Genomic DNA, 23,698 nt, shown 5'->3' with positions numbered 1-23,698 from the left:
GGAGAATCACGGCGGCGAGATCGTCGGCTCCGGCCAGAGGACGAGACGCGATGAGCACAGGTACCAGGCGCGCGATGTCATAGTTCTCCGCCTCCGCACGGCGCAGCTCCGCGGCAAGCGCCCCGTACGCGTCTGATTCGGTGATCGCGTCGACCTGGTCCGTGGTGAGGGGGGATTGTTCGAGGATCTCGAGCCAGTGGTCGTGCTGTGCGTGGGTGACGATGGTGTCGTATTCTCCGGCGAGTTGCGCGATGGAGGACCAGTGCTCGTGTTCAGCGAGGAGAAGTTCGTGGGCAGAGCGTTCGGCGGTCTCGTGGGCGAGGACGCCGACGAGGCCGCTGCGGGCGGTGACGTCGGGTTCGGGGTTCTTCTGGTGTTCTTCGAGGGGGAACTGGTCGATGGCGACGTAGGCGTGGTTGGCGTCGCGGCCGCGGGTCATGGCGACGTAGAGGCTTTCGCGGGTCATCTGGGGTGAGTGGACTATCGCGTGTGCGGTGTCAACGGTGGCGCCTTGTGCGCGGTGCACGGTGATTGCGTAGCCGAGGTCGACGTGCTCGTTGGCGTAGGCGGCGGGCAACAAGATCCCGCCCCCGCGCCGCATGGTGGGTGGCCGCACGAACACCGAGCCGTCATCGCGCACGTTCGTCACCACCCAGCGTTCACCGTTGCGCACCCATCCGTGTGCCGAGCGCAGGCGGCGGTCGTTCAGCCGCGTAATGATCGTGTCTCCCACACTCATACGGCTGCCGTCGCCCAGTTCGATCTCGCGTTCAGCGTCGACGTAGCCGTGGGCGATGAGGTCGCGGCGTGCCCGCTGGTTCAGTTCGGTGACGTTCTCGACGGTTTCTGCGATCAGGATCGTGCCTCGCCCGGCCTGCCGGTCTTCCCACCAGGCCCGGTATGCGGCCTCGGCCATCTCGTCAATGGTGCCGCCCCTGATCCTGCCGTGCTCCATATAGGTGTCGATCACAGGGGCGCGGCCGTGGCGCAACTCGAGCGAGGCGCGCTTCTCCCAGTCGTGTTGCAGCCGCCACACCTCCGTCAACTCAGGCGTGCCGTCAGCGCGGTCGTTCACGATCAGGGAGAACGCGCCGCCCACGCCGACCGACTGCAACTGTGCCGGGTCTCCAACGAGCAGCACTTTCGCTTCGGCCCGCTCAGCCTCGCGGGTGATGAGGTCGAGCGAGTGCGTGCCCGCAAGCGAGGCCTCATCAAGAATCACCAGCTGACCGCGTGTGAAGGTCTGCCCGGTGCGCTCGAACACTTCCCGCCATTTCGCGGTGTTGTCGGTCGGGATACCGAGTTCATCAGCGAGCACCCCTGCCGCGACTGCTGACGGGGCAAGCCCCACCACTGACCCCTCACCGTGCTTCCATTCCCAGGCGCGACGCAGAGCGCCCAGCGTCGTAGTCTTCCCGGTACCTGCAGGCCCCACGAGAACATCGACGGTGCGGCCTGAGACCGCGATCCGGGCGAGCGCGTCGCGCTGGTCGGGGCCGAGCGTGCGCCCCTCATCATCGGGTTCGCTCGCGAACCGCTCGATCGTGTCGAGCGCGAGCCTGGGGCCGGCCATGCCCCGCGATCTCGCGATCAGCCGATCCTCCGCTGCGAGCAACGCCGTCGATGAGAACAGTGTCGAGTGCTTCGGCCGAAATCTTGTGGAGCCGTCAGCGCGCTGAAACTCGGCGGGAGTGACGGCAAGCTCGGGCGGGGTGAGCGTCAGCGATGCTTGCTCGGCGGCATCCGCGATCATGCCGACGATGACCTCGCGTTCCTCGGTTGACGCGAACCGGAGCCACATGGACTGCCGGGATGCTTCGGCCATGAGGTTCCAGCGTCGCCAGGTCGAGCGCTTCTCGCCCACGGTCTCGATCACTTGCTGCCCGAGGGCAGCGATCATGTCGAGCGGCACGTCATCGGCGCGCAACAACCGCAGACCTGAGCTTCTGGGGTCGTGTTGCCACGCAACACGGGTCGCCCACTCCGTCGCGTCTTCACCGAGGATCACTGTTGCACGATCCCGCCACTCGCTCGTGAGGTCATCAAGCGATCGCACGTCTTTCTCGGGGCGTGTTGCGAGCGTGGCCTCTTGCAACAGCTTGATGACCTGAGCCGACGACGGCCTGCGACCGTGACGGGCCACGAACTCCTCGATCAGGCGTTCTTTCTCGACTTCAATATCGCGTGCGCGTCTCGAGAACGCTTTGATCAGTTCTTCCGGCACGTTACTGATCGCCCACGACTGATTCCGGCCAGCAGCTTGCTCGCGTGACTCCCACGAGATCCCGAGCATCCGAGTGAGTGAGTCAGCGAAGATCGCCTCATGCAGTTCGCTCAGCGCGACCGTCGCTGCGTGCAGAGGTCGCCCGTCAAGCGCGAGCCAACGCCCGGTCTGGGCGTGCTGCACCTTGTTCGACACCACCACATGCGTATGCAAGTAGGGGTCGTGCAACCTGGAGTCATAGTGGTCATACGCGGCTGCAACAACCCCAGCGACGTCGAGTTGCAGCACCGCACCATCAGGGCCACGCGCGCCACCCCGTGTTGCAGCGACCTCGCGCTCCATGAACTGCAACACGTTACTGATCGCGGCATGGTGCGCTTCCCAGATGAGTTGTTGCGTGCCCCCATCAACCACCGCCCACAACACCGATGCCGACTTCGGGATCGAGAACGTGAAGTCGAAGCCCGCGACGGCCTTGCGGCTCTTCTTCGCTGCTTCCTCAGCTTCAATCATCGTGACCGCTGCGGCACGCTGTGATGGCGTGAGTTCGGGATCGAGCGCGGCGACACGGGCGGCAACGCGCTCGTCGAGCGTCTGGAACTGGCTATAAGGTCGCCCCAACGGGTCACCGGATACCGGGTCGCGGCCCATCCCGATGAGCAGTTGGAGTTGCGTCTCGGTCACCGTATCCCCGGCCACAATCTGACCTTCCGCGAGGCCGTTCAGACCCGAACCGAGCCACCGGCCGGGCGGGGTTCCTTCTTCGCCGTAGTAGCGCGTCAACGGGGTCGACATGGCTCTGTCACCGTCGCCATACGCGACCGACTTCAAGAGGTACTTGTATCCGTCACCCGCCGTCATGCGACGCATCGAAACTGTCATCGGATGCCACCTTTCACACTCGAAAGGTGGCCTCGACCGCCCCGCACTACGCGGTTAAATCAGAGTCGAATCGCGGCACTTTCAGCCATGTTTGCAAGATATGTGAGCCGAAAAAATAAGTCTAAACAATCTATGGAGATCCTGACGGTTCACGAAGTCTGAGATCCGAGTGCGGAGCGAGATCTCATCATCGGCGGTACGCTCTTTAGGTCGATGATGCTGCCGATCCCAGAGGATTTTGGATCGAGCCGATGCACCTGCCAGGATCGGAACAGGCGGTCGAGAACTCATGTCACAGCCCATGCGCGTGAAGTAACCGCAGACCCTAGGCATAGGTCATGTTCGCGTTATGTGGAGTGGAACCTCGCTATGCGCATCTCTTCTGGCAGCAGCCTCCGTCCGACCTCCGTTCTCACCTGGTCAATTCCAGTTCTTGCGCGGCGACGTGTTACCTACCCCGGCGTTGAACACGTTGGCCGGGTCAAGCCGCTTGTAGTGCTCCACCAGTGCGGGGGGCGCTTCGTACAGTCGGCCGTAGTTGTGCTCGGCAGGGATCGCCGCTCCGCGCTCCTCCAACAGCCTCGTCATCCGCTTCTTGAGCTCGACCGTGTCGACGCCCTTCTTCGCCACATGGTTCTGGTGGAGGACGTGGCAGAAGAAGTGGCCATAGTACGCGCTCACCTCGAGCTGATCGGCGATCCCGGGCGGCAGCGCTTCGAGCCAGTCGTCGTCATCCCTACGAAGCGCCACATCGAAGGTCACCATGCCACCGACGCGCCTGCGGTAGAGGTTGAAGTATCGCGCGATCGCACTGGCCGCCCCGAAACGCTGCAGCATCGCGCTCTGCGCCTCGTCATCGGTGCAGACGAAGAAAGCGCCGCCCCTTCCCGGTTCGGCGAAGAACGAGGTGAGGAGATCATCGGTCTCCGCCTTCTGGGCATCGCCGACCTCCATGATCAGGTGATGCTCGAAGCGATCCCGGTAGTCGAGCATCCGCTTCGGCAGCTGCTGAGGCAGCAGCGCGAACGCCGTCTGGGAGATAGTGTCGGCGAACGTCGGGCCCAGAAACGGGAAGAGCTTTCCCAAGGCCCCGTTCGCCCAGCTTTTGAGAGCGAACATTCGGCGCACCTGCTGGTTTCCCCAGTGCTTCAGCCCGACGAAGGTGTCCTTGCCGTACTTCTCAGCGAGATCGAACGTCGCACGGTCGAAGTACTCGCCAGAGATGGGGAGCTGCCGGTCGGAGCCGAGAACCCCGCGCCGTAGGTCTTCGAGTTCGGACGGATCATTCGTGCCGATGTAGAAGGTCGTGGTGAGTCGATCTTTGGGGAAGGTGCGTGTACGCACGGCGAAGACCATGAGTTTGCCCGCACATCCAGATGCCTCGAAGAGGAACTTCGGGTCAGCGTTGTACCGCGCTGGTGTGCCGACGATCTCGCGCACATGGTCGCTGTAGTCCGTGCCGAGGGAATCAGCCGGAGGAGGCGTAACATCCGCCGCATCCCAGTCGCCGCGCTGCAGCCGGTCGAGCACCTGCGCGGGATCATCCCCCAACTCGATGCCTAGATGGTTCACGAGCTCCACCTTGTTGTGCTCATTGACGCGGGCGTAGACCGCGTACTCCGTGAAAGCGGGGCCCTTGCGAACTTGGCTACCACCGGAGTTGTTGGCGATGCCGCCGATCACGGACGCCCCGACAGAGGTGGAGCCGATCACCGAATGCGGTTCGCGGCCGTGCGGCGCCAGAGCATCTTCAAGTTCATACAGCCTAGAACCGGCGAGGCACACTGCCTCGCGGGCGTCGTTGATCAGGTGGATCTGATTGATGCGCATTGTCGAGATGATCACGACCTCGCGATCATAGTCCTGATCTCCGGGGCCGGAGCCTCCGGTCAGGCCGGTGTTCGCGGCCTGCGGGATGACGATGAGGTCGTTGTCGACGCAGACCTGCAGCGCTCGCCACATCTCGATCAGGGTGCCTGGACGGAGCACTGCGAGCACCTTGCCGGAACCGAACCGGCTCCCGCGCGCATACGGGGCCGTCGCTCGGTGGGAAATCAGAACGTGGTTCTTTCCCAGAATGTCGACGAATGTTTTCAGTGCCTCTTCAGACCTACGGGGGCTGTCATCGTGCATTTTGGATCAATCTCTTTCCATTGTTCTCAAGCCAACGTCCGGTATGTTCTCTACTCACTCGCCATCACCGCCACCGATGCTGCATGTGCTGAGATCCTTCGCTGTTTCGGACATCGCTTCGCTCTTCAAAGGAACTTGCTGAATTTGCCTGAGTGACGCCGGGGAAGACTCCCTCTGGTTCGGAGGCTTCCCCGGCGGAACTCACCGTTCACTGCTCAGTCACCTACGGGGCGATAAAGGCCATCGAGAGCCAGGGCACGAAACTGACGAGAAGCGCGACGCCGAGCAGTAGTGCGATTCCCGGCATAATCGCGATCATGGTCTGTTCACTGCTCACTTTGGCGGTGTTCGACGCGATGAACACGTTCGGGCCGAGCGGTGGCGTGACGAAGCCGATCGCGATCTGGACAACGACGATGATACCAATATGGATCGGATCGAGCCCTGCTTCAACGAGCACCGGCATGAGCACCGGTGAGGTGAGAAGAATCGCCGGAATCGTATCCATGAACGTGCCGATCAGGATAAGCAACAGGTTCGCAAGGAGTACGATCACGATCGGGTTGTCGCTGATGCCGCTCATTGCCGAGACGATCGTCGCGGGTACGTCCTCAATCGTCAGGAAGTGCCCGAATACAACAGCGGCGGTCACCATAACCATGAGGGCGCTCGTCGAGATGGCTGCGCGTCCGAAGGTATTGAGAATCTCGCGCAGGGTGGTTTCGCGATAGAAACCAAGGCTGACGACCAGTCCGTAGACAACGGCGATGACCGCCGCCTCGGTCGGAGTGAAAACTCCGCCATAGATGCCACCGAGAATGATCACGGGCATCAGGAGCCCGCCGATGGAACCCCAGAAAGCCTGTGCGCGCTCACGCCAGGTGCTCCGTTCAACCCCGTGGATGTGATGGCGTTTCGCGTGGACGATAACCCACCCCATGAGCGCGAGCCCCATGATGATGCCCGGAATCACGGCCGCGATGAAGAGATCTCCGATGCTGGTGCCGGTCACGACTCCGAAGAGCACGAGAGGAATGCTCGGCGGCAGAACGACACCGATGGTTCCGGCTGCGGCGATCAGCGCGGCCGAGTACCTTCGGCTGTACCCGGACTTGACCATTTCGGGGATCATGATGCTGCCGACGGCGGCAACCGTCGCGAGTCCTGAGCCTGAGATCGCGGAGAAGAACATTGCCGTCAGCACTGCCGCGACTCCGATTCCGCCGGGAAGGTGGCCGACGAGCGCGTTCGCGAGTACGAACAATCGCCTCGATATGCCGCCCCGCCCCATGATGAGACCGGCGAGGATGAAGAACGGGATCGCCATCAGCGGGAAGGAATCTCCGGCGACTGTCAACGACTGAGCGACGAAGGTGAGGGTGATGCCGGTGTCAGCGAAGAGAATGGTCACCGCGCTGGCGAGGAGGAAGGCGTAGACCACGGGGATTCCGCAGGCCAGCCCGACCAGCATGACCAGGGTGAGGAGGAGTGCGTCCATGGGTTACACCTCCGCTTCTTCATCAAGAAAGGGCGCTCGCCCGCCGGGTGGTGGCTTCCAGATGGCGACACTTGCCTGCATGGCTCGGATAGACGCGAGGAGGAGGCCGACCGGTAGTGCGGTGTACACCACCCACATCGGCAAGTGGAGCGCTGAAGAGGTCTGCCCGAGCCCGAACATCCGAACGACGAGAATCATCCCGTAGACCAGGATCAGGACGTTGAGGGCGAAGATCACGACCTGAATTCCCTGTTCCCACCAGCGTGAAACGTTCGCGGGGAGCCGGGAGATGATGGCGTCGACCGTGACGTGCTGGGCTTTGAGTACGACTGCGCCGAGCGTGAAGTAGATCAGCCAGATGAAGCAGTAGCGTGCGAGCTCTTCACTCCAAGAGAAGGAGTCGCCGAAGACGTATCGTGCGATCACCTGCAAGAAGATCACGACGACCATGACGCCGAGTAGCGCGCCGCCGACATACTCTTCGATCGAGTGTCGTTTCCACCAGACTTTGGGCTGGCTGAGACTGATTACTGTCGTGTTCGTCGTCATTGACGTTCCTCCTCGATTGCCGCTTCAAGGCGGTCTACGGTCTCATCGCCGACTGTCTTGCGCAGATACGGGAGCGCGGCACCCTGCATGGCTTCCCGGAACTCCTCGCGCCCTTCATCGGAGATCTCGGCAATGGTGACGCCGGCTTCCTCTATGATCTTGGCGGATTCGATATCCGATTCTGCAGCGCGGATCCGATTGAACTCGACACTCTCCTGAGCGGACTCGACAACAACCTGCTGCAGGTCTTCAGGCAGCCGGTCGTAGAAGATCTTCGACAGGACGAGCGTGCTCGTCGAGTGGACGTGCGCGGTCAAGGTCACTCGGTCTTGCACCTCGTAGAAGCGTTGGGAGACGATGAGCGCCAGCGGGTTTTCCTGTGCGTCAATCGTGCGCTGCTGCAGTCCGGTATAGACCTCACCGAAAGCCATCGGAGTGGGATTCGCCTGTGTTGCATCCCATGCCTCGAGCTGGAGGGTATTTGGCTGCACGCGGATCTTCACCCGATTCAGGTCATCGGGCCCATCCACCTCGATGCCGCGCGTGGTGAGATGACGCACGCCGTTTTCCAAGTACCCCAGGCCTACGAGGTCAATGTGCTCGAGTTCGGCGAGCACCTCCTGACCAAACTCGCCATCAAGCACCCGGTGAGCATGATCGGGATCATCGAAGAGATAGGGGGTATCCCACACGTTCTGCTCTGGCGAGAACTGGCCCAGAATCCCGGAGGTGGTGGCCGTCATTTGAATGCTGTCGAGCTGCACAGCAGTGGTCAGCGCATCAGCAGTCCCGAACAATGCGTTGGGAACGACCTTGACCTCGATTCGCCCGTTCGATCGCTCCTCTACCAGCTCTTCAAACAGCAGGTACGTCTCATGGTAATAATGATCGGTCGGCACCTCATGCGCGACCACGAGCGTGAACTCCGGCTTAGTTTCCTCCACCGTGGCGCTGCACCCGCTCAGGAGCACGAGGACGCTCCCCAATCCCGCTGCGGCCAATGCACGCCGCTTTCTCATCTTTTGGTGATTCATAGACACCTTTGTCTTCAGAACGAAACAATCTGTTAACGGTTTCCCGCATGTAACATGTTAAGTCAAGATTTCATTCACGGCAACCGAGTAATCGCAGCGCCCCTTTGCGGGGATTCTTCCCCCGAGAAGTATGATGCGCTTGAAGCCCGCGCCAGGAGAGGATGGATGTGATCATCAAGAATCAGCCCCTCGGTGTTCAACTTGCCAAGCGGCTTCGCCGGGAAATCCTCGACGGAACCCGTAGCGCCGGAGACCTCCTGATCGAAAGTGCACTCTCCGCGGAGTTCGGCCTGAGCAGAGGGCCGGTTCGCGACGCCTTCCGACAGCTCACGCAGGAAGGGCTCATCGAGGCGCAGGGGCGAAGCTACCGAGTGTCCGAGTTCACCCGAGACGACGTCAGGGAACTCTATGACCTGCGGTTCTCCCTGGAAAAGCTCGCGGTCGAGCGGGCTCTGCGCTCCACTCCCGATTGGACGCAGTGCCGCCAGGCCGTTGAGTTGATGCATGCAGCAGCCGAACAGGGCGATGCTGCCGCGTTTGCACTCGCTGACCTCCAATTCCACCGAGGCTTCTACGAGGCGACCCCGCAGCGGCACGTAACGAACGCCTCTCGCACCATCGAACGCACACTCGAGGTGCTGCTCGAACTCACCCCGGCTGTGAAGAACGACATGTCCAGCATGACCGTCGAGCATCGAGAGATCCTCGACGCTATCGAAGCGAACGACCCCCGTTGGCCCGAGATACTCAAGACGCATCTCAACTACGGGGCGGAGAAGCTCGACACGCTGTTTACCAGCAGGACGTCTGGATAGCACTGAGCGGCTACGCGCCCTCCGACTTGGCCAGGGAACGTTGAAGCGCCTGCGCAAGATGAAGACCGTTCGGCCCGGCGCCCGGAGACCTACTTGCGGGAGGACTGCATCGGTGCCAAGGAATGCTGCCGTCAACGTGAAGATCGTTATGGAAGAATCGTAGTGCCCGACTCAACATGAGCGAGGCAAGTTTCGGTGCAGTTCAAGGAGCGGACAGTGTCTAGACCAAGTGAGACCTCGCTCACGCTCGGAGCTTCACTCGCCGACCAGGTCGTGCGGTTCGTAACAAACGCAGCGGCTGCAGGAGATCTGGAAGTGGGGCGGTTCTACAGCGTCTATCAGCTAGCAGAACAGCTTGGCATCTCCCGCTCCCCCGTCCGAGAAGGGCTCTTACGCCTTGAAGAGGCCGGCCTGATCCAGTTCTCCCGCAACAAGGGCTTCGAGATACTCCCGGTCGGCCCGCAAGACGTCGCGGAGATCTTCGGCATGAGAATGGCGGTGGAAGTTCCAGCCGCAGCCAGAGCAGCCAAACGCGCGGATCGAACCTGGTGCGCCGACGCCGATCAGATTACCGAGACGATGACCGCGCTCGCGTCTGCCGGCGATGTGGAGGCTTTCATGGAGCAAGACCGGCGGTTGCACGATCTGATCATGGACGCATCGGGAGCGCTTCGTGGGCGAGACGTGGTGAACCGCCTCCGTGTGTCCACGAGCAGACTGGGAGTATCGACAGCAGGAAAAGAGCGATCCCTCGATCAGATCCTCCGCGAGCACGCCCCAATCTTGCAAGCCATCCGCGACGGAGACGCGCAGCGAGCGGCAGCAGCAATGCGTGAGCACCTCTGCCGCACCGGCTTGCTGCTGGTAGAACAGACTTGGTCTGCGCTTCCGACCGATTCGCCACTCCGACAATCTGAGCCCTCAGAGGTTTGGCATGACTTCACCATAAATACCTAGGTCTTGCACACTACATGAGGGCGTGGCTTGCCAGCTTCTGCTGACCTTCAGTGGCGAGGCCTTCAACCTCTGCGACATGAAGATAACGTCGAAGTGCCGGCTGCTCGCGCAACACCCACTTGCTCCACGATTATGTTGCCAACCTATCATCCACTCAGTACCTCCCTCGTGACCCTTGCCACCTCACACTGGAGCGAGCGCAGTAGCCGCTATCAACCGTCCTCAACTCGTCGCTATGCGCCATGCTGGGTAACGCCAGGCAGGAAACTAGTCGCTCGAGAGAATCACTATGGCGCTAGTTGTCGGTCGCACCGCCTCGGGATCTATCCACACATCAGGCTCGAGGTAGATCTCCTTGGCTTCGGGCACGAGGGGCTGCAGACGCCGCTTCGCCTGATGGAGCACCACCGAAACCTCGCTCATGGAAAGGTCACGGGGTAGATCTACTTTTGCGCAGATCACAATTCCTGTCTCTGCTGGTGAGATATCAATTTTGATCACGCGGCGGATGTTTGCTCCCGCCAGCAGGCTTGCGCGAATTTCCTGTGTATCGATGTTGGTGGTCATGGTGTCTCAGCTTCGTTCTCGTGGTTGATCAACAAATCGGCCTGCGCAAGGCCTGCCGCGATCGCGAGATCTTGCCATGCCATTCCAGTGCCTTTGAAGACGTTGGGGCGTTGCTCGTCTCGCCGGACTTCGTCTTTCACTAGCTCAGCGATTGTCACGAGCGTATTTGGGTTGAGATCACCGTCCTGAATCGCGAGAACGATATCGCCCGCTTCTCGTAGAGCCGTATCGCGGTCTTCAACGATGACCTGTGAACGCGCAAGCAGTGAGCCAGGGAGCTCGCGCTGGTCGGGCCGATGGGAACCGATCGCAGCAACGCAGGTGCCATCCTTGACCCAGTCAGCGGGGAACAGTGGCTCCTGGGCCGTTGTCGCGCAAAGCACGATATCGGCGTCTGCGACATCGCCCGCTTCCCCCAGCGCGACCAGGATATCGTGTGCCGCCAGTTGACGAAGAGCTGACGCGGTACGTTCGATGCTTCTGCCGATTAGCCGAATTTCGGACAGGCCACGGATTTTACTGAAGGCGATGACGTGCGAGATCGCCTGTGCTCCACTGCCGAACACGACGAGCTTCGATGCGCCGGATCCCGCGAGTCGGTCAACGGCGACCGCAGTGGTGGCAGCAGTGCGTAGCTTGGTGAGTTCCGTTCCGTCCAGAATCAGGCGCGGAGTGAGCGTGTCAGCGTCCATCAGCAGGTACATTGCTTGAATCCGAGGGGCCCCTTTACGGGGGTTATCCGGGGACACAGAGGCCATCTTCACCCCAGCCCATTTGCCCAGCGTCGACGGCATCATGAGCAAATGCCCATCACCGGAGCCCGCCTCGACTACGACACGTGCAGGGTCGGTCATGGGGTCGAACCCTGAGAGGAGCGCTTCTTCGATGAGGCTTCGCGCGCGCTCTGGATCTATGCGTGATCTGACTTGGCTTGCGGAGAGCAGGAGGGGGCCTGCATCGTTGTGTTTCGTCATGCCTGAATATGCCGGAACTTGTTCGGTGCTCGCGTTGCGATTGAGACTGTGAATCCCAACCGCAACGCGAGCTCTCCATCTAGTAGCCCGAGCTCCGTTCTTGCACCTGGTTCTTCGCGAGCGAGAGCTGTCGAGAACACTCGCTGCGAAGCGCCGCAATATCAGTGACGGCAGTGACCAGATCAAAACCCTGCGCGGCCTTAGCCTGCGCCATATCACCGTCTACACAGTGGATTCCCGCGAGCTTGCCCGCAGCGGAGGCAGCACGTCTCACCCGCTCGATGGCTTCTTCAAGGCGAGGAAGGATCTCTGGCTCGAACGGCACCTTCGCGCCTAACGCGAGAGAAAGATCGTACGGGCCAACGTAGACCCCGTCGATACCTTCGACAGCGACGATTCTCTCAACTTGTTCAAGTGCCGAAGCGGTCTCGATCATGACCAGTAGTGTCACACCGTCGTCAGTCTGTGCGGGAGTCTCGGCGAAGTGTGTCCCAAGTCGGAACGGGCCGTATGAGCGGCGCCCACCGGAGACCGGGTATCGAACAGCTGCAGCTGCTTCTTCTGCTTCCTCGACTGAGTTCACCAACGGCACGATGATTCCCTGCGCGCCAGCGTCGAGCATTCTGCCAATTTCTGCAGCACTATTGGTCGATACTCGGGCGAACGGAGTTGGGCCTGCTGCTGCAGTGATTCCGATGAGTGCGTCACGCAGCTCTCCGTAATCGAGAAGACCGTGCTGTCCGTCAACGCAGACGTAATCGAAACCTTCGCGTGCGATCTGCTCTGCTGCGAATGCCGAAGCAATCGAGATCCACGCGCCGACACGTGTTTTATAAGATGTGGTCACCGCTACTCCTTATAGAACCTGATTGAGGAAGGTTCGCAATCGTGTGGTATTCGGGTTGTCGAAGAGATCGCCCGAGGCACCTTCTTCTACCACGTACCCCACTATCCATGAACACGACGCGATCGGCTACGTTGCGCGCGAAGCCCATTTCGTAGGTGACGACGACCATAGTCGCTCCCGAGGAAGCAAGGTCAGCCATCACCGCAAGCACACCCTTGACAAGCTCAGGGTGTGCCTGCGGTGATGGCCTCGTCGAAGAGCATCACCTCGGGCTTCATTGCCAGCGCGCGTGAGACTGCGACTCTCTGCTTTGGACCGCCTGAGAGGCTTGCGGGCCGGGCCTCGAAGTGCGTGCAGAACTCGACATCCGCGATCTTCCTCTCCGCTAGTGCGAGGGCTCTGATCGGCGCGTCCTGCGAACCTACTGCAAGGGCATCACGATGTTCTCGCGCACCGTCAGATACGGGAACAGATTGAAGTGCTGCAAAACCATGCCGACTCGACGCCGCAGCTTGTCAATGTTGGAGCCTGAAACGTCTTCTCAATTCATGAGAACCTTGCTGTCACGTACACACTAAGGCCCTTATTGTGCCTGGCCCCAACAGTCGGTTAATTAGACGAAAGTCCAAGATTCAGGAACAGGGGATACTCATGTCGTCTCGGCCGAGAGCTTAGCTTTTCGCCGCGCGACGACCAGTGGCGCGGTCTCACGGATCCCGATCACCACGATGAGAGTGACTATACATGCCGCGATTAAGTAATAGGCCGGGACCATCTGGCTTCCAGTCGCTGCCACCAGTGCGGTCAAAACGAACGGCGTCGTGCCGCCGAAGATGGCGTTCGACACGTTGTACCCCAGGCCTACTGCAGTGTTGCGCACCTCGGTCGGGAACAGCTCGACGTACACTGTCTGCGCCACTCCACCCATGAGCGAGAGCACAATCACCAGAATGATGTCGCCCAGGATTGCCTGCCAAATGGCGCCGGCCGCGATCAGCGCGAAGATCGGCCATGCGAGAACTGTCATCAGAATACAGAAAGCAACCATCATTGTCTTCCGACCAATCCTGTCCGAGAGCGCGCCTGCGAGCGGAACGCAGATGATGTATACGATCAGCGCAATCGTCGTCACTGTCAGCGCCTCACCCAACGTGTGGCCGACTGTCACCGTGAGGAAAGTCGTCATGTAGGTCATGACGATGTAGACGGTGATCGTGTAGGCGACGACCAGGCCTACGAGAGTGAGCGTTTGTTTCCAATAACTCGTCACCGCGAGCTTCAGCGGCTTCGTCTCGGCCTTGACATCTTCGGGGATTGCCTCATACTCAGGGCTCTCCTCGAGCTTCGAACGGACGTAGAGCCCGATTGCGCCGAGCAGACCGCCCACGATGAACGGTACGCGCCAGCCCCACTCGTTCATCATGTCGGGCGACACTGTGTTCGCGATTATGGCACCCGTCGCAGAGCCAAGGGCAACGCCCAGCATGGCGCTGAACTGCACGATGCTGCCGAAGAACCCCTTGTGCTTCTTCGGGGCGTGCTCGACCAAGAAGACGGCTGATCCACCGTACTCACCACCCGCAGAGAAAGCTTGCCCGAGGCGAGCGAGCACCAGCAGAATCGGCGCCAAGACGCCCACGCTGTGGTACGTCGGAAATACGCCGATCAGCAGAGTGCTGACCCCCATGAGGATCACGGCCCCGGCGAGCGCCTTCCTGCGCCCCACCTTGTCGCCCCAGCGCCCGAAGAAGATGCCGCCGAGCGGTCGCACTGCGAACGAGGCCGCGAACACGGTGAATGTCGCAAGCAGACCTGCGGTCGGATCTTCTGACGGAAAGAAGTTCATCGCGATCGGTGTGGCCATGAGGCCGTACACGCCGTAATCGTAGAACTCGACCAGGTTGCCGATGCCGCCACCGACGATCGTTCTGACCCTGCCTGGTTTCTTGGCACCGCTCTCTGCGGTGCCGGTATCAACTGTGCTCATGATTGCAGCTCCTTTGCCTGTTGGACGTCATGATGCGTATACGAGAAAGTTCGGTGAGTGGTTCGCGCCTGTGATGAGAACCTTGGATGTGCACGGTCTCAATCGCGTCGAGACCGTCGGGGTCGGCCCGTCGAAAGCCTGGCCGACCCCTGGAGCGGTTCGATCAGCTTCGGGCTCCGATCGTCGCGACCGCTTCGGCGAATCGTTTCGACGCCGCTTCGACCTGCGCCGAATCGGCCTCGACACGAGGAAAGCCCTCGGGCAGCTGCTTCATCACGTCGCCGATGACGGTGTGCTTGAGAGCGTTGCGATCGACCACATCTGCCGAGAACAGCCCCTCGATCATGCCGTCGTACGTCGCGGTGTCGAACACCGAGTCCCAGCGCTCGCGCTCAGGCCCAACCGGTGACACGCGCTCACGCGGTGCTGAACGCAAGGCTTCGGTCGCCGCCGGGTCGACGACGCCCTCTTCGTCGAGCACGACGCCGTAGTCGGCGGCGGCGCTTTCGACCGTGACTCGTCGACGGCGCACGTCGCGGCTCACGGCTTCGATCTCACGCTCGAACGGATCGCCGTATCCACCGGCGCCGGGCGTCAGCAGTGTCACGGTATCGCCCTTGGCGAGCGGCAGAATATCGACGTTCAGCGGGCGGAACTCGCGGTCGGTGCCCTCGTTGATGATCACGAGAGTAGCCTCGCCGGCTCCGCCACCCGCATAGCCCCACGGGCGGAAGGTCATTCGTTCGATACCGCGCATCATCAGATTGCAGGGGCGAATCGCCTCGAAGGTAAGGTTGAGACCGCAGCCGCCGCGCCACTTTCCGACGCCACCCGAGCCGTTGCGAATCGCATACTTCTGCACGCGTACGCAAATCTCGGCCTCGACGGTTTCCACCGGGCTGTTCGCCAAGTTCGACAGGCCGGATTCGCGGCCATCGACGCCATCGGAACCGAACCACGCAGCCGTGCCGCCGACGACAGGTTCGACGACCTGCACGTCTTCGCTCGCGCCGTTCCACTCCGATACGACCACCGGCACCGCGACACCGCTGCTCGCTGCGGGCAGTTGCTCGGGGGCGAGCTGGATGAGAGCCTCATTCACGAGGTCGTTCACACGAGTCGCGGTCGCGGCGCGTGCGCCGACGGGGGCCGGGCGGGTCGCGTGAACGATCGTTCCTTCGGGTGCGACGACTTCGACGTGCCGCAGCAGACCGACGTTGAGCGGAATGCTCGCGTCGAGCGTCGCGATGAGCGCGAGCACCCGAGTCGTGAGCCACGCGTGCACCGTGCCGAAGCTGGCGATATTGAACGCGGAGGCGACCTGCGGGTCGCTGCCCGTGAAGTCGATTTTCAGGTCGCCATCGCTCAGGGTCGCCTCGACAGCGATTCGGACGGGTACCGGGCTGATCGCGTCGTTGTCGAGGTAATCGATGCCACGGGCGACGCCCTCTCCCAAACTGCGGAATGCGCGCTGCGAACGAGCCGCGACCTGCTCGACGCCGTACGTGCATGATTCGAAGAAGGTCTCGACGCCGGTCGCCTCGATCATCTCGGCGACGCGAAGACCGCCCGTCACGAGCGAACCGATCATCGCCTTGAAATCGCCCTCGTTGATCTCGGGCGTGCGGCTGTTACGGTGCAGCAACGCCTTCACATCTTCGACGACCTCTCCACCGCGTACGAGCTTCACTGGAGGAATCTGCAGCCCCTCGGCGTAGATGCTCGTATTGAACGGGCTCACCGATGACGGCACGCGACCGCCGATGTCGGCGCAGTGCACGAAGCACCAGCCGTAGGCGACGATCTCGCCGTTGTGAAAATATGGCGAGATCATGTGGATATCGGGCAAGTGAGTTGCGAGACCGCCGGTCGAATACGGATCGTTCGTGATGATCACGTCGCCCGGATGCAGCGGCTCGTGCTTACTGGCTTCCTCCACCGCCTTCAGCACGTTCAGACCGACGAAACCCGACACTCCCATGGCGCCCGGGTAGGCGACGAAGTAACCGTCGGTGCCCGCGATCGCGCATGCGTAGTCGGCGGTCTCCTTCACGTACAGGCTGCGGCTGCTGCGCTGCAGGGCAAGACACATCTCTTCGGTCAGCGCCGTGAGCTTGATTGAATTGATCTCTAGGTCGACGGAGAAACTCATGCGAGGTCACCTTTCCATGTGAGCAGAATGTCTTTGTTCTCGAGCACGCGCGCCGTCCAGTTCGGCGGCACCAGCACGGTGGTATCGCTGAGTTCGATCACCGCTGAGCCGTCTACCGATCCCTTGCCCTCCCACGTGTCTGCGGAGTAGATCGACGCATCGATCCATGTCTCGCGCCAGCGAATCGGACGCGACCCGACCGCGACGGGCGCGGGCTCGTTCGAGTTATCGGGGATGATGTGGTTTCCCTCGCTTCCGAGCGGCGGCTGGCCGATGACGGCGACGCGCAACGTGCCGATCTCGAGCGGAGCGTCCGTATTCGCGAAGCCGTAACGCACCGTGTGCTCGGCATTAAACGCGTCACGAATCTTCTGATTGTCGACGAAATCGAGCGGCCTTCCCGCAGCGATATCCGCGAGCGAGATCTCACCGAGCTCGATGCTCAACTCGTATGCCTGCAACGGATGCCGCATATCGACGGTGACCTCGATCGAGCCGAGGTCGGGGTTGTCGCCGCCTTCTCGCAACCACTCACGACCTTCTGCCGCAAGCTCCGTGACAATGTCGCGGCAGCGTTGCGCGGTGCGCTCATCGAGCAGCGCACGCACGCTGTTGACGAGGTCACGGCGCAGCGGTGCGAGCGCCGCACCGAGCGCGCAATACGTCGCCGCGGCATCAGGAATACGGATCTGCTCGATGCCGAGCTCTTCGGCGATCATCGCGGCGTGAGTCGGCCCGGCTCCGCCGAACGGCACGAGTGTGAATTCGCGCGGATCGAGCGCCCGCTCAGCGAGCAATTTCTGCAGCGTGGCGCTCATCTGCGCGGTCGCGAGGCGCAATCCCGCATCGGCCGCCTGCACGGCGGGATCGGCATCCTGGGTCGCGATGCCGATCGTATCGGCGACCTCCGCGAGACCCGCGCGAGCCGCTTCGACGTCGAGTTTCATCGCGCCGCCCAAGAAGTTACCGGCACTGATGATGCCAGAGGTCAGATAGGCGTCGGTGATCGCCACTCGTTCGCCTCCCTGCCCGTAGCATGCTGGACCGGGGAAGGCGCCGGCACTCATCGGGCCGACTCGCAGCGCTGCCCGGCTACCCGATTCGTCGGCCCAGATCACGGAGCCGCCGCCGGCACCGATCGCGTTGACATCAACCACCGGCATCATGAACTCGAGCCCGCCGATCTCCGTCGAGGTCGACAGCTGCGAATTGCCCCCGACGACAATGGAGATGTCGCTACTCGTACCACCCATGTCGAAAGTGATGAGGCTCTCACCCGGGTAGTGCAGACGCGCCGCTGTCACGCCCGACGCCGGGCCCGACAGCACCGTGTCGAGCGGACGCTCCATCGCCGATTCCAGCGCCAGCGTTCCGCCGTTCGAGCCGGCGATGAACAGCGGGGCTTCGATGCCCAAGCCTTCGACACGCGACTTCAGCTTCGTGAAGTACGCCGACATGAGCCCGTGAATGTGCGCACCCATAACGGCGACGAGCGATCGCTCGTACTCGCGTATCTCGGGCCACACCTTCGTCGCGGAGATCATCGGCAACCCACCGAGTTGCGCGCCGATGCGAGTTGCGAGTTCGTCAGTGTAGTCGACGTTCTTGTATCCGTTGAGCAGGTTCAGCACGAGGGCCTCTGGGGCGATCTTCTGCACATTGGCGGCGATCGCCTTCAGGTCCTCGTCGCTAACCTCTTTCAGCACATTACCGTCCTGATCCAGTCGTGCGTCGATCTCAATGACGCTCTCGAGATTCACCAAAGGTTCTGGAATCGAGGCGTGCAGATCCCATGAACTCGGCATGCGCGAGCGGGCGATCTCAAAGATGTCACGGAAACCCCGACTCACGACGAGCGCAACCTTGCCACCCGCACGCTGAATAAGCGCATTCAAACCAATCGTTGTTCCGTGGGTGATGCTCGTGATCTCGCTCTCAATGGGAAGTAGGCCGAGAAGTCTACGTAGACCTTCCTCGACCGCAGCCGACGGATCGCTCGGGGTGCTTGACACTTTGAGACGAACGGGCTGTTCTATACCATGTGGAATCGCAACGAAGTCAGTGAAAGTACCACCGACATCGATACCTACGGTGAAGCTGACTGTCATTATTGACGTCCCTTTCCTGTTATGTGAAGTTCTCGTAAATGTGGGAGTACCGGCCTCGCTTTCGCGGGCGTCTAAAGTGCTTCCGGGACTACGGAACGAGGACTAAACGCCCAACTGTCTTAGTGCGAAGGTGTTTGATAGCTTCGTTTGCCCTTGCGAGCGGGAACGACTGATCGAGAAGTTTGTCGAGCGGAATCCGACCCGAACGATAGAGACGAAGTATCTCCGGAAGCTGCAGTGGGATATTTGAAGAACCATAGAGGCTTCCAACGATGCGTTTCTCGCCCTGCACGAGGTGGTTTAGGGGAATTGAGATATCATCCTGGGTTCTGCCAAGCCCCGCGACGACTAATGTGCCACCAGAACGCAATGCACCGAAGCCTGCGCGGATCGTTGTCTGCTTCCCAATGGCTTCAAACACGTAGTGTGCGCCGCCACCGGTGATATCCTTAACCCGCTCGGCGAAGTCTTCCTCGGCGGAGTTGATCGTGTGAGTTGCTCCGAGTTCACGTGCCTTCTCGAGCCTGCTGTCAACGACATCGGAGACAATGATCTGTGCTGCACCGACGAGCTGTGCGCCGATGACGGCGGCGAGCCCCACTCCGCCCGCTCCGATGATCGCAATGCTCTTACCTGCGGGCTCAGGCATGCAGTTCATGACGGTGCCCATCCCGGTAATCACTGCGCATCCCACGATCGCGGCGATCTCTGAGGGTACGTCCTGGTCGATCGCGACAAGCGACTCTTGAGAGACCACGGCGCGTTCCGCGAAGCAGGAGTCACCCATAAGGTGGTGGTAGCGCACTCCGTCCTTGCTCAATCTGGTACCGCCACGGAGGAGTTCGTTCTTCTGTCCGTGGCTCCGACCGAGTGGGCACAGTGCGGGGCGACCAGCGAGGCAGTATTCGCAGTTGCCACAGCGCGGACGCCACAGCAATACGGCCTTGTCCCCAGGCTTGAACGCGGTGACGCCCTCGCCTACGGCCTCGACGATGCCTGCACCCTCGTGACCAAGCACGATAGGTGTCTTTGCGATGAGGTCACCGGTGAGATAGTGCGCGTCACTGTGGCAGACGCCAGTCGCTTCGATTCTCATGAGCACTTCGCCCGGCCCCGGCTGGTCGAGTTCAAGTTCTTCGAGAACCATCGGTTTTCCGGTCTCATACATGACCATTGCTTTCGCTTTCATTGCGAATGCACTCCTTTGTGTGACACGACAGCGACTTCGTGAGTCGCTCAGAGAACAGCCCGCCATGCGGGTACGGTCACACTGTAAGTTCTGGCCAGCCTGATTCGTAAACTACTGATCCGATGAGCGGATCAACTAAAGATCACTAAAAGCACTACTGGCACGGATGCGCCGATTCAACCCAAGCGCCGCTGTCTGCACGGCGATACCGAACACTTTCACGTTGATTTCTGCAGATGGGCCCGTTACCGAAATCGCTGCAAGCGGAGACCTGTCGGCACGCAGGATCGCTGCAGCGGCACAGGTTACGCCTGGGTTGGATTCTTCGATTTCGTACGCGACCCCGTCGTTGCGAATCTGCGCGATCTGCCGCCTCAGTGTCACAGGATCTGTGATGGTGCCTGGCCCGAGTTTCTCAAGAGGGCCAGATAGCACCCGTTCGATTTCGTCATCAGGCAGCGCCGCAAGCACCGCCTTGCCTCCCGCGGTCGCGTATGCGGGGACTCTGCCTCCAATACGAGATTTGATCTCGAGTTGAGCGGCTCCACCACGACCTCGGAGAATCTCGACATAAACCTGATCAGTGTCCTTGAGCACACTCAACTGCACCGTGAGGCCGGTTGCCTGGCGCAAGTCAGCCATCGCTCCCAGAGCAAGCTGTCGCAGCTCTTTCGACCTCTGCGCCAACTCGCCTAGCTCGAACATGCGGATGCCAACACGCACACCCTTGCCTGCCGGTTCAAGGAAGTCAACCTCAAGAAGATCAGCGACAATTCGCGAAGTGACGGATTTGGCAAGCCCTGTCCTACGAGCAATTTCAGACACGCGGAGCACCGGCTCATCCGCATTGAACGCAGCCATCACGTCAGAGACGCGGGCAATCATCCCTTTTCTTTCGTTCCGCTCATCGGATCGCATGCATCTACTTTAACCGCTCCACGTTGTTCAATGGAACCATGCGTCAGGCGAGGACGCCCATGCGCGCAGAATTAACGCTTCGTTTCACATCAAGGAAGAGAGCATGAATGACTGAGAGCCAAGCTGTCGCGTCTATCGAGGACACTGTAGTCAAGGTCGCGGGGGCCGCTACGGTCTGGGCGGCCACTTCGGAGGCCGAGCGAGCGCGCGTGATTCGGGCTATTGCGGATGCGCTGGACGCGGCAGGTGATTCACTGATTCGAATCGCACAGGAAGAGACGAACCTTCCCACGCCCCGTCTGCAGGGTGAGCTGAAGCGCACGACGTTCCAGCTTCGTATCTTCGCTGAGACTATTGAGAAGGGTGAGTATCTCGGTGTGATCATCGATCATGCCGACCCCGAATGGCCGATGGGCGCTCCCCGCCCTGATCTGCGACGCATGCTCGTTCCGATCGGCCCGGTGCTCGTGTTCTCTGCCAGCAACTTCCCCTTCGCGTTCTCCGTGGCCGGTGGCGATACCGCTGCTGCGCTCGCGGCAGGCAACGCCGTGGTAGTGAAAGCTCATTCGGGGCACCCCAAGCTTTCCGACGCGACAGCTGCCGTGATCGCCGACGCTGCCGCACGAGCGGGAGCACCGGAGGGCCTGCTCGAAGTCATCCACGGCCAACAGGAAGGCGTCGACGCGCTGAAGCATCCTGCAATCAAGGCCGCCTCGTTCACCGGTTCCATTCCAGGTGGGCGGGCGCTGTTCGATATCGCGAATGCGCGACCGGAGCCGATCCCGTTCTACGGCGAACTTGGCAGCGTCAACCCTGCATTCTTCATGCCGGCCGCTGCTACTGCGCGCCCCGGAGAAATAGCAGACGGCTACCTTGGATCGATCACTGGCAGCCAGGGGCAGCTTTGCACGAAGCCGGGACTGTTGTTCGTTCCCGAAGATTCCACGGTGGTGGAGAGCCTCCGTGTCGCTACGTCTCCCTCCCCGGCTCCGCTGCTCAACGAGCGGATTCAGGAGTCGTATGTTCGCGAGCTGCAGCGCATCCAGGCCGTAGAGGGTGTCGACACCATCAAGTCGGGTGACAACAGCCTCGCCGATCCTCCGGAGGCGACGGTGCTGTTCACCAGCATCGACCAGGTGCTCGCGGATCCCGAGACGCTGATTGCTGAGATCTTTGGCCCCGCTGGAGTCGTGGTGACCTACTCCGACCCCGCTTCTTTGACCGAGGTGGCCAAGGCTCTGGACGGGCAGCTCACCTCGACGATCTTCGCCGAGGCTGAGAGCGATTCCGATCTTGAGGTTGCTCGCGACCTGCTGCCGATTCTGCGTGAGAAGGCCGGGCGTCTGCTGTGGAACCAGTGGCCCACCGGTCTGTCGGTGACCTACGCACAGCAGCACGGCGGCCCGTATCCGGCGACCACGGCCCCGACGACGACTGCGGTCGGCACAACGTCGATCGCGCGGTTCCTGCGTCCGGTGGTATTCCAGAACTTCCCCGAGGCGCTGCTGCCTGCACAGCTGCACGATTCCAACCCGCTGGGTATCCCGCAGCAGGTGAACTGAACCATCCCTTTCTCATCCGTTTGATCCGCCCCGCGACCTGGTCGCGGGGCGGTGGCGAAGGAGCCAACCGAATTGACCGAAACTTTCCACGTCTCCGAATCACCGGTGTCTCGTCTCGCGGCAGACTACCCGCCCTCTGGTATCCGTGCGGTGTTCGAGCAGGTCGCGAAGTACGACAATGTCGTGAAGCTCACCGTCGGTGAGCCCGACTTCGACACCCCGGAGCACATCATCGAAGCGGGTGTCCGAGCATTGCGCGACGGCAACACACGGTACACCCCGAACGGTGGCAGCATCCCGCTTCGTCAGGCCATCGCGCGCAAATACTCGGCAGCGTGGAGCCGGCCCTTCACCGAAGAGAACGTGATGATCACGTTGGGAGGGGCTGAGGGGCTGCTCTTGTCGTTCATGGCCTCTCTTGAGCCTGGTGATGAAGTGCTTGTTCCCGATCCCGGCTTCCCGAGCTACGAGGGACAAGCGCACCTGATCGGCGCGATTCCCGTTCGGGTGCCACTCGCTGCGGAGTCCGGGTTCAAGATGACTGCGGATCTCGTCGCGCCACTGATCACCGAACGCACCAGAGCGCTCGTAGTGAACGCGCCGTCGAACCCACTCGGTACCACCCTTTCCCAAGAAGAGTTCCAGGGTCTGATCGATCTCTCGAAGGAGCACGGCTTCACGATCATCTCTGACGAGGTGTACGACCGCATCGTCTATGACGGCAAGGAGCATGTCTCGGTCGCCAAGGCCGATCCCGACTTCGACAACTACCTCATCATCAACTCGTTTTCGAAGAGCTACGCGATGACCGGGTGGAGACTCGGCTATGTGATTGGCCCCAAGCGCTTCCTCACTCTGATGCCGCGCATGCAGGAAGGCGTTGCATCCTGCGTGCCCGGTTTCATCCAAGAGGCAGGCCTTGCAGCGATCGAAGGCCCCGACGACGATCTGCACAAGATGGTCACCGAGTACCAGAAGCGACGCGACCTAGTCGTCGACGGGATCCGCACCATCGACGGACTCGACTGCGCAACCCCAGGAGGAGCGTTCTACGCATTCGTCGATATTCGCGCTACGGGCAAGACCAGTGCTCAGTTCGCAACTCAGCTGCTCGAGGAACAGCGCGTTGCCGTCGTTCCTGGAACTGCGTTCGGCTCCGGCGGCGAGGGGTTTCTGCGCCTCTCCTACGCAGCCAGCGAAGACACTATTCGGGCCGCAATTCATGGCTTTGCTGAGTTCATGAAGAAGTAAGGCCGCTGCACCAGCCGACGCGAGAGGCCATTCACTAGCAACAGCAAGTGG

The 23,698-nt window shown here is 61.3% G+C and carries 18 protein-coding genes; 4 read left to right on the top strand and 14 right to left on the bottom strand.

The features are described 5' to 3' along the window. From mobF to ACIGCK_RS14375, 5 genes are all read right to left on the bottom strand, one after another. A partial coding sequence (gene mobF, locus ACIGCK_RS14395; RefSeq protein WP_396666927.1) for a MobF family relaxase occupies positions 1-3,085 on the bottom strand: 3,085 nt, incomplete at its 3' end. A gap of 441 nt (positions 3,086-3,526) precedes the next feature. Further along, positions 3,527-5,239, bottom strand: a complete 1,713-nt coding sequence (gene dld / locus ACIGCK_RS14390; protein WP_396666926.1) for a D-lactate dehydrogenase — start codon at positions 5,237-5,239, stop codon at positions 3,527-3,529. A 223-nt stretch (positions 5,240-5,462) separates the two neighbouring features. Then, on the bottom strand, positions 5,463-6,737 hold the full coding sequence (locus ACIGCK_RS14385; RefSeq protein WP_396666925.1) for a TRAP transporter large permease: 1,275 nt from the start codon (positions 6,735-6,737) through the stop codon (positions 5,463-5,465). 3 nt (positions 6,738-6,740) lie between these two features. Beyond that, positions 6,741-7,286, bottom strand: coding sequence for a TRAP transporter small permease (locus ACIGCK_RS14380; protein WP_396666924.1), 546 nt, complete (start codon positions 7,284-7,286; stop codon positions 6,741-6,743). Then, on the bottom strand, positions 7,283-8,320 hold the full coding sequence (locus ACIGCK_RS14375) for a TRAP transporter substrate-binding protein (protein WP_396666923.1): 1,038 nt from the start codon (positions 8,318-8,320) through the stop codon (positions 7,283-7,285). The genes ACIGCK_RS14380 and ACIGCK_RS14375 overlap by 4 nt, the downstream gene beginning before the upstream one ends. Positions 8,321-8,487: 167 nt before the next feature. On the opposite strand from ACIGCK_RS14375, the gene ACIGCK_RS14370 reads away from it, so the two are divergent. Further along, the gene (locus ACIGCK_RS14370; RefSeq protein WP_396666922.1) at positions 8,488-9,135 is read left to right on the top strand and encodes a GntR family transcriptional regulator; all 648 of its coding nucleotides are present in this window, start codon (positions 8,488-8,490) and stop codon (positions 9,133-9,135) included. Positions 9,136-9,330: 195 nt separating this feature from the next. Continuing rightward, on the top strand, positions 9,331-10,092 hold the full coding sequence (locus ACIGCK_RS14365) for a GntR family transcriptional regulator (protein ID WP_396666921.1): 762 nt from the start codon (positions 9,331-9,333) through the stop codon (positions 10,090-10,092). A 267-nt stretch (positions 10,093-10,359) separates the two neighbouring features. On the opposite strand, the gene ACIGCK_RS14360 is transcribed toward ACIGCK_RS14365, so the two are convergent. The 9 genes from ACIGCK_RS14360 to ACIGCK_RS14320 form a co-directional block, all read right to left on the bottom strand. Further along, positions 10,360-10,659, bottom strand: coding sequence for a hypothetical protein (locus ACIGCK_RS14360; protein ID WP_396666920.1), 300 nt, complete (start codon positions 10,657-10,659; stop codon positions 10,360-10,362). Then, positions 10,656-11,633: an ornithine cyclodeaminase family protein gene (locus ACIGCK_RS14355; protein ID WP_396666919.1), complete on the bottom strand. Its 978-nt coding sequence runs from the start codon at positions 11,631-11,633 to the stop codon at positions 10,656-10,658. The genes ACIGCK_RS14360 and ACIGCK_RS14355 overlap by 4 nt, the downstream gene beginning before the upstream one ends. A 79-nt stretch (positions 11,634-11,712) precedes the next feature. Continuing rightward, on the bottom strand, positions 11,713-12,480 hold the full coding sequence (locus tag ACIGCK_RS14350) for an HpcH/HpaI aldolase/citrate lyase family protein (protein WP_396666918.1): 768 nt from the start codon (positions 12,478-12,480) through the stop codon (positions 11,713-11,715). A 224-nt stretch (positions 12,481-12,704) separates the two neighbouring features. Then, complete coding sequence (locus tag ACIGCK_RS14345; protein WP_396666930.1) at positions 12,705-12,854, bottom strand: ATP-binding cassette domain-containing protein; 150 nt, start codon at positions 12,852-12,854, stop codon at positions 12,705-12,707. Positions 12,855-13,129: 275 nt separating this feature from the next. Continuing rightward, positions 13,130-14,467: an MFS transporter gene (locus ACIGCK_RS14340; RefSeq protein ID WP_396666917.1), complete on the bottom strand. Its 1,338-nt coding sequence runs from the start codon at positions 14,465-14,467 to the stop codon at positions 13,130-13,132. A gap of 163 nt (positions 14,468-14,630) precedes the next feature. Beyond that, positions 14,631-16,619, bottom strand: a complete 1,989-nt coding sequence (locus tag ACIGCK_RS14335; RefSeq protein ID WP_396666916.1) for a hydantoinase B/oxoprolinase family protein — start codon at positions 16,617-16,619, stop codon at positions 14,631-14,633. Beyond that, on the bottom strand, positions 16,616-18,727 hold the full coding sequence (locus ACIGCK_RS14330) for a hydantoinase/oxoprolinase family protein (RefSeq protein ID WP_396666915.1): 2,112 nt from the start codon (positions 18,725-18,727) through the stop codon (positions 16,616-16,618). Before ACIGCK_RS14330 ends, ACIGCK_RS14335 begins: the two co-directional genes overlap by 4 nt. An 88-nt stretch (positions 18,728-18,815) precedes the next feature. Next, positions 18,816-19,895, bottom strand: a complete 1,080-nt coding sequence (locus ACIGCK_RS14325) for a zinc-binding dehydrogenase (protein ID WP_396666914.1) — start codon at positions 19,893-19,895, stop codon at positions 18,816-18,818. A gap of 156 nt (positions 19,896-20,051) precedes the next feature. Then, positions 20,052-20,834: an IclR family transcriptional regulator gene (locus ACIGCK_RS14320; protein WP_396666913.1), complete on the bottom strand. Its 783-nt coding sequence runs from the start codon at positions 20,832-20,834 to the stop codon at positions 20,052-20,054. Positions 20,835-20,941: 107 nt separating this feature from the next. Between ACIGCK_RS14320 and ACIGCK_RS14315 the strand changes: the two genes are divergently transcribed. Together ACIGCK_RS14315 and ACIGCK_RS14310 are read left to right on the top strand one after the other, a co-directional pair. Further along, the gene (locus ACIGCK_RS14315; protein ID WP_396666912.1) at positions 20,942-22,396 is read left to right on the top strand and encodes an aldehyde dehydrogenase family protein; all 1,455 of its coding nucleotides are present in this window, start codon (positions 20,942-20,944) and stop codon (positions 22,394-22,396) included. Positions 22,397-22,468: 72 nt separating this feature from the next. Then, entirely contained in the window at positions 22,469-23,647 is a 1,179-nt protein-coding gene (locus ACIGCK_RS14310) for a pyridoxal phosphate-dependent aminotransferase (RefSeq protein WP_396666911.1), read from the top strand. The last annotated feature ends 51 nt before the right edge of the window (positions 23,648-23,698 follow it).

Source organism: Microbacterium sp. NPDC078428 (assembly GCF_044542535.1).
Lineage (GTDB): Bacteria > Actinomycetota > Actinomycetes > Actinomycetales > Microbacteriaceae > Microbacterium > Microbacterium limosum.
The sequence above is the reverse complement of the archived record's forward strand: the minus strand, read 5'-3'. Positions and strand labels throughout refer to the sequence as shown.

Bases quoted from the DNA above. Each gene is read 5' to 3' on its own strand.
- dld (WP_396666926.1), bottom strand. From the start codon at position 5,239: ATGCACGATGACAGCCCCCGTAGGTCTGAAGAGGCACTGAAAACATTC.
- ACIGCK_RS14385 (WP_396666925.1), bottom strand. From the start codon at position 6,737: ATGGACGCACTCCTCCTCACCCTGGTCATGCTGGTCGGGCTGGCCTGC.
- ACIGCK_RS14325 (WP_396666914.1), bottom strand. From the start codon at position 19,895: ATGTATGAGACCGGAAAACCGATGGTTCTCGAAGAACTTGAACTCGAC.
- ACIGCK_RS14335 (WP_396666916.1), bottom strand. From the start codon at position 16,619: ATGAGTTTCTCCGTCGACCTAGAGATCAATTCAATCAAGCTCACGGCG.
- ACIGCK_RS14380 (WP_396666924.1), bottom strand. From the start codon at position 7,286: ATGACGACGAACACGACAGTAATCAGTCTCAGCCAGCCCAAAGTCTGG.
- ACIGCK_RS14340 (WP_396666917.1), bottom strand. From the start codon at position 14,467: ATGAGCACAGTTGATACCGGCACCGCAGAGAGCGGTGCCAAGAAACCA.
- ACIGCK_RS14375 (WP_396666923.1), bottom strand. From the start codon at position 8,320: ATGAATCACCAAAAGATGAGAAAGCGGCGTGCATTGGCCGCAGCGGGA.
- ACIGCK_RS14330 (WP_396666915.1), bottom strand. From the start codon at position 18,727: ATGACAGTCAGCTTCACCGTAGGTATCGATGTCGGTGGTACTTTCACT.
- ACIGCK_RS14355 (WP_396666919.1), bottom strand. From the start codon at position 11,633: ATGACGAAACACAACGATGCAGGCCCCCTCCTGCTCTCCGCAAGCCAA.
- ACIGCK_RS14360 (WP_396666920.1), bottom strand. From the start codon at position 10,659: ATGACCACCAACATCGATACACAGGAAATTCGCGCAAGCCTGCTGGCG.
- ACIGCK_RS14320 (WP_396666913.1), bottom strand. From the start codon at position 20,834: ATGCGATCCGATGAGCGGAACGAAAGAAAAGGGATGATTGCCCGCGTC.
- ACIGCK_RS14315 (WP_396666912.1), top strand. From the start codon at position 20,942: ATGACTGAGAGCCAAGCTGTCGCGTCTATCGAGGACACTGTAGTCAAG.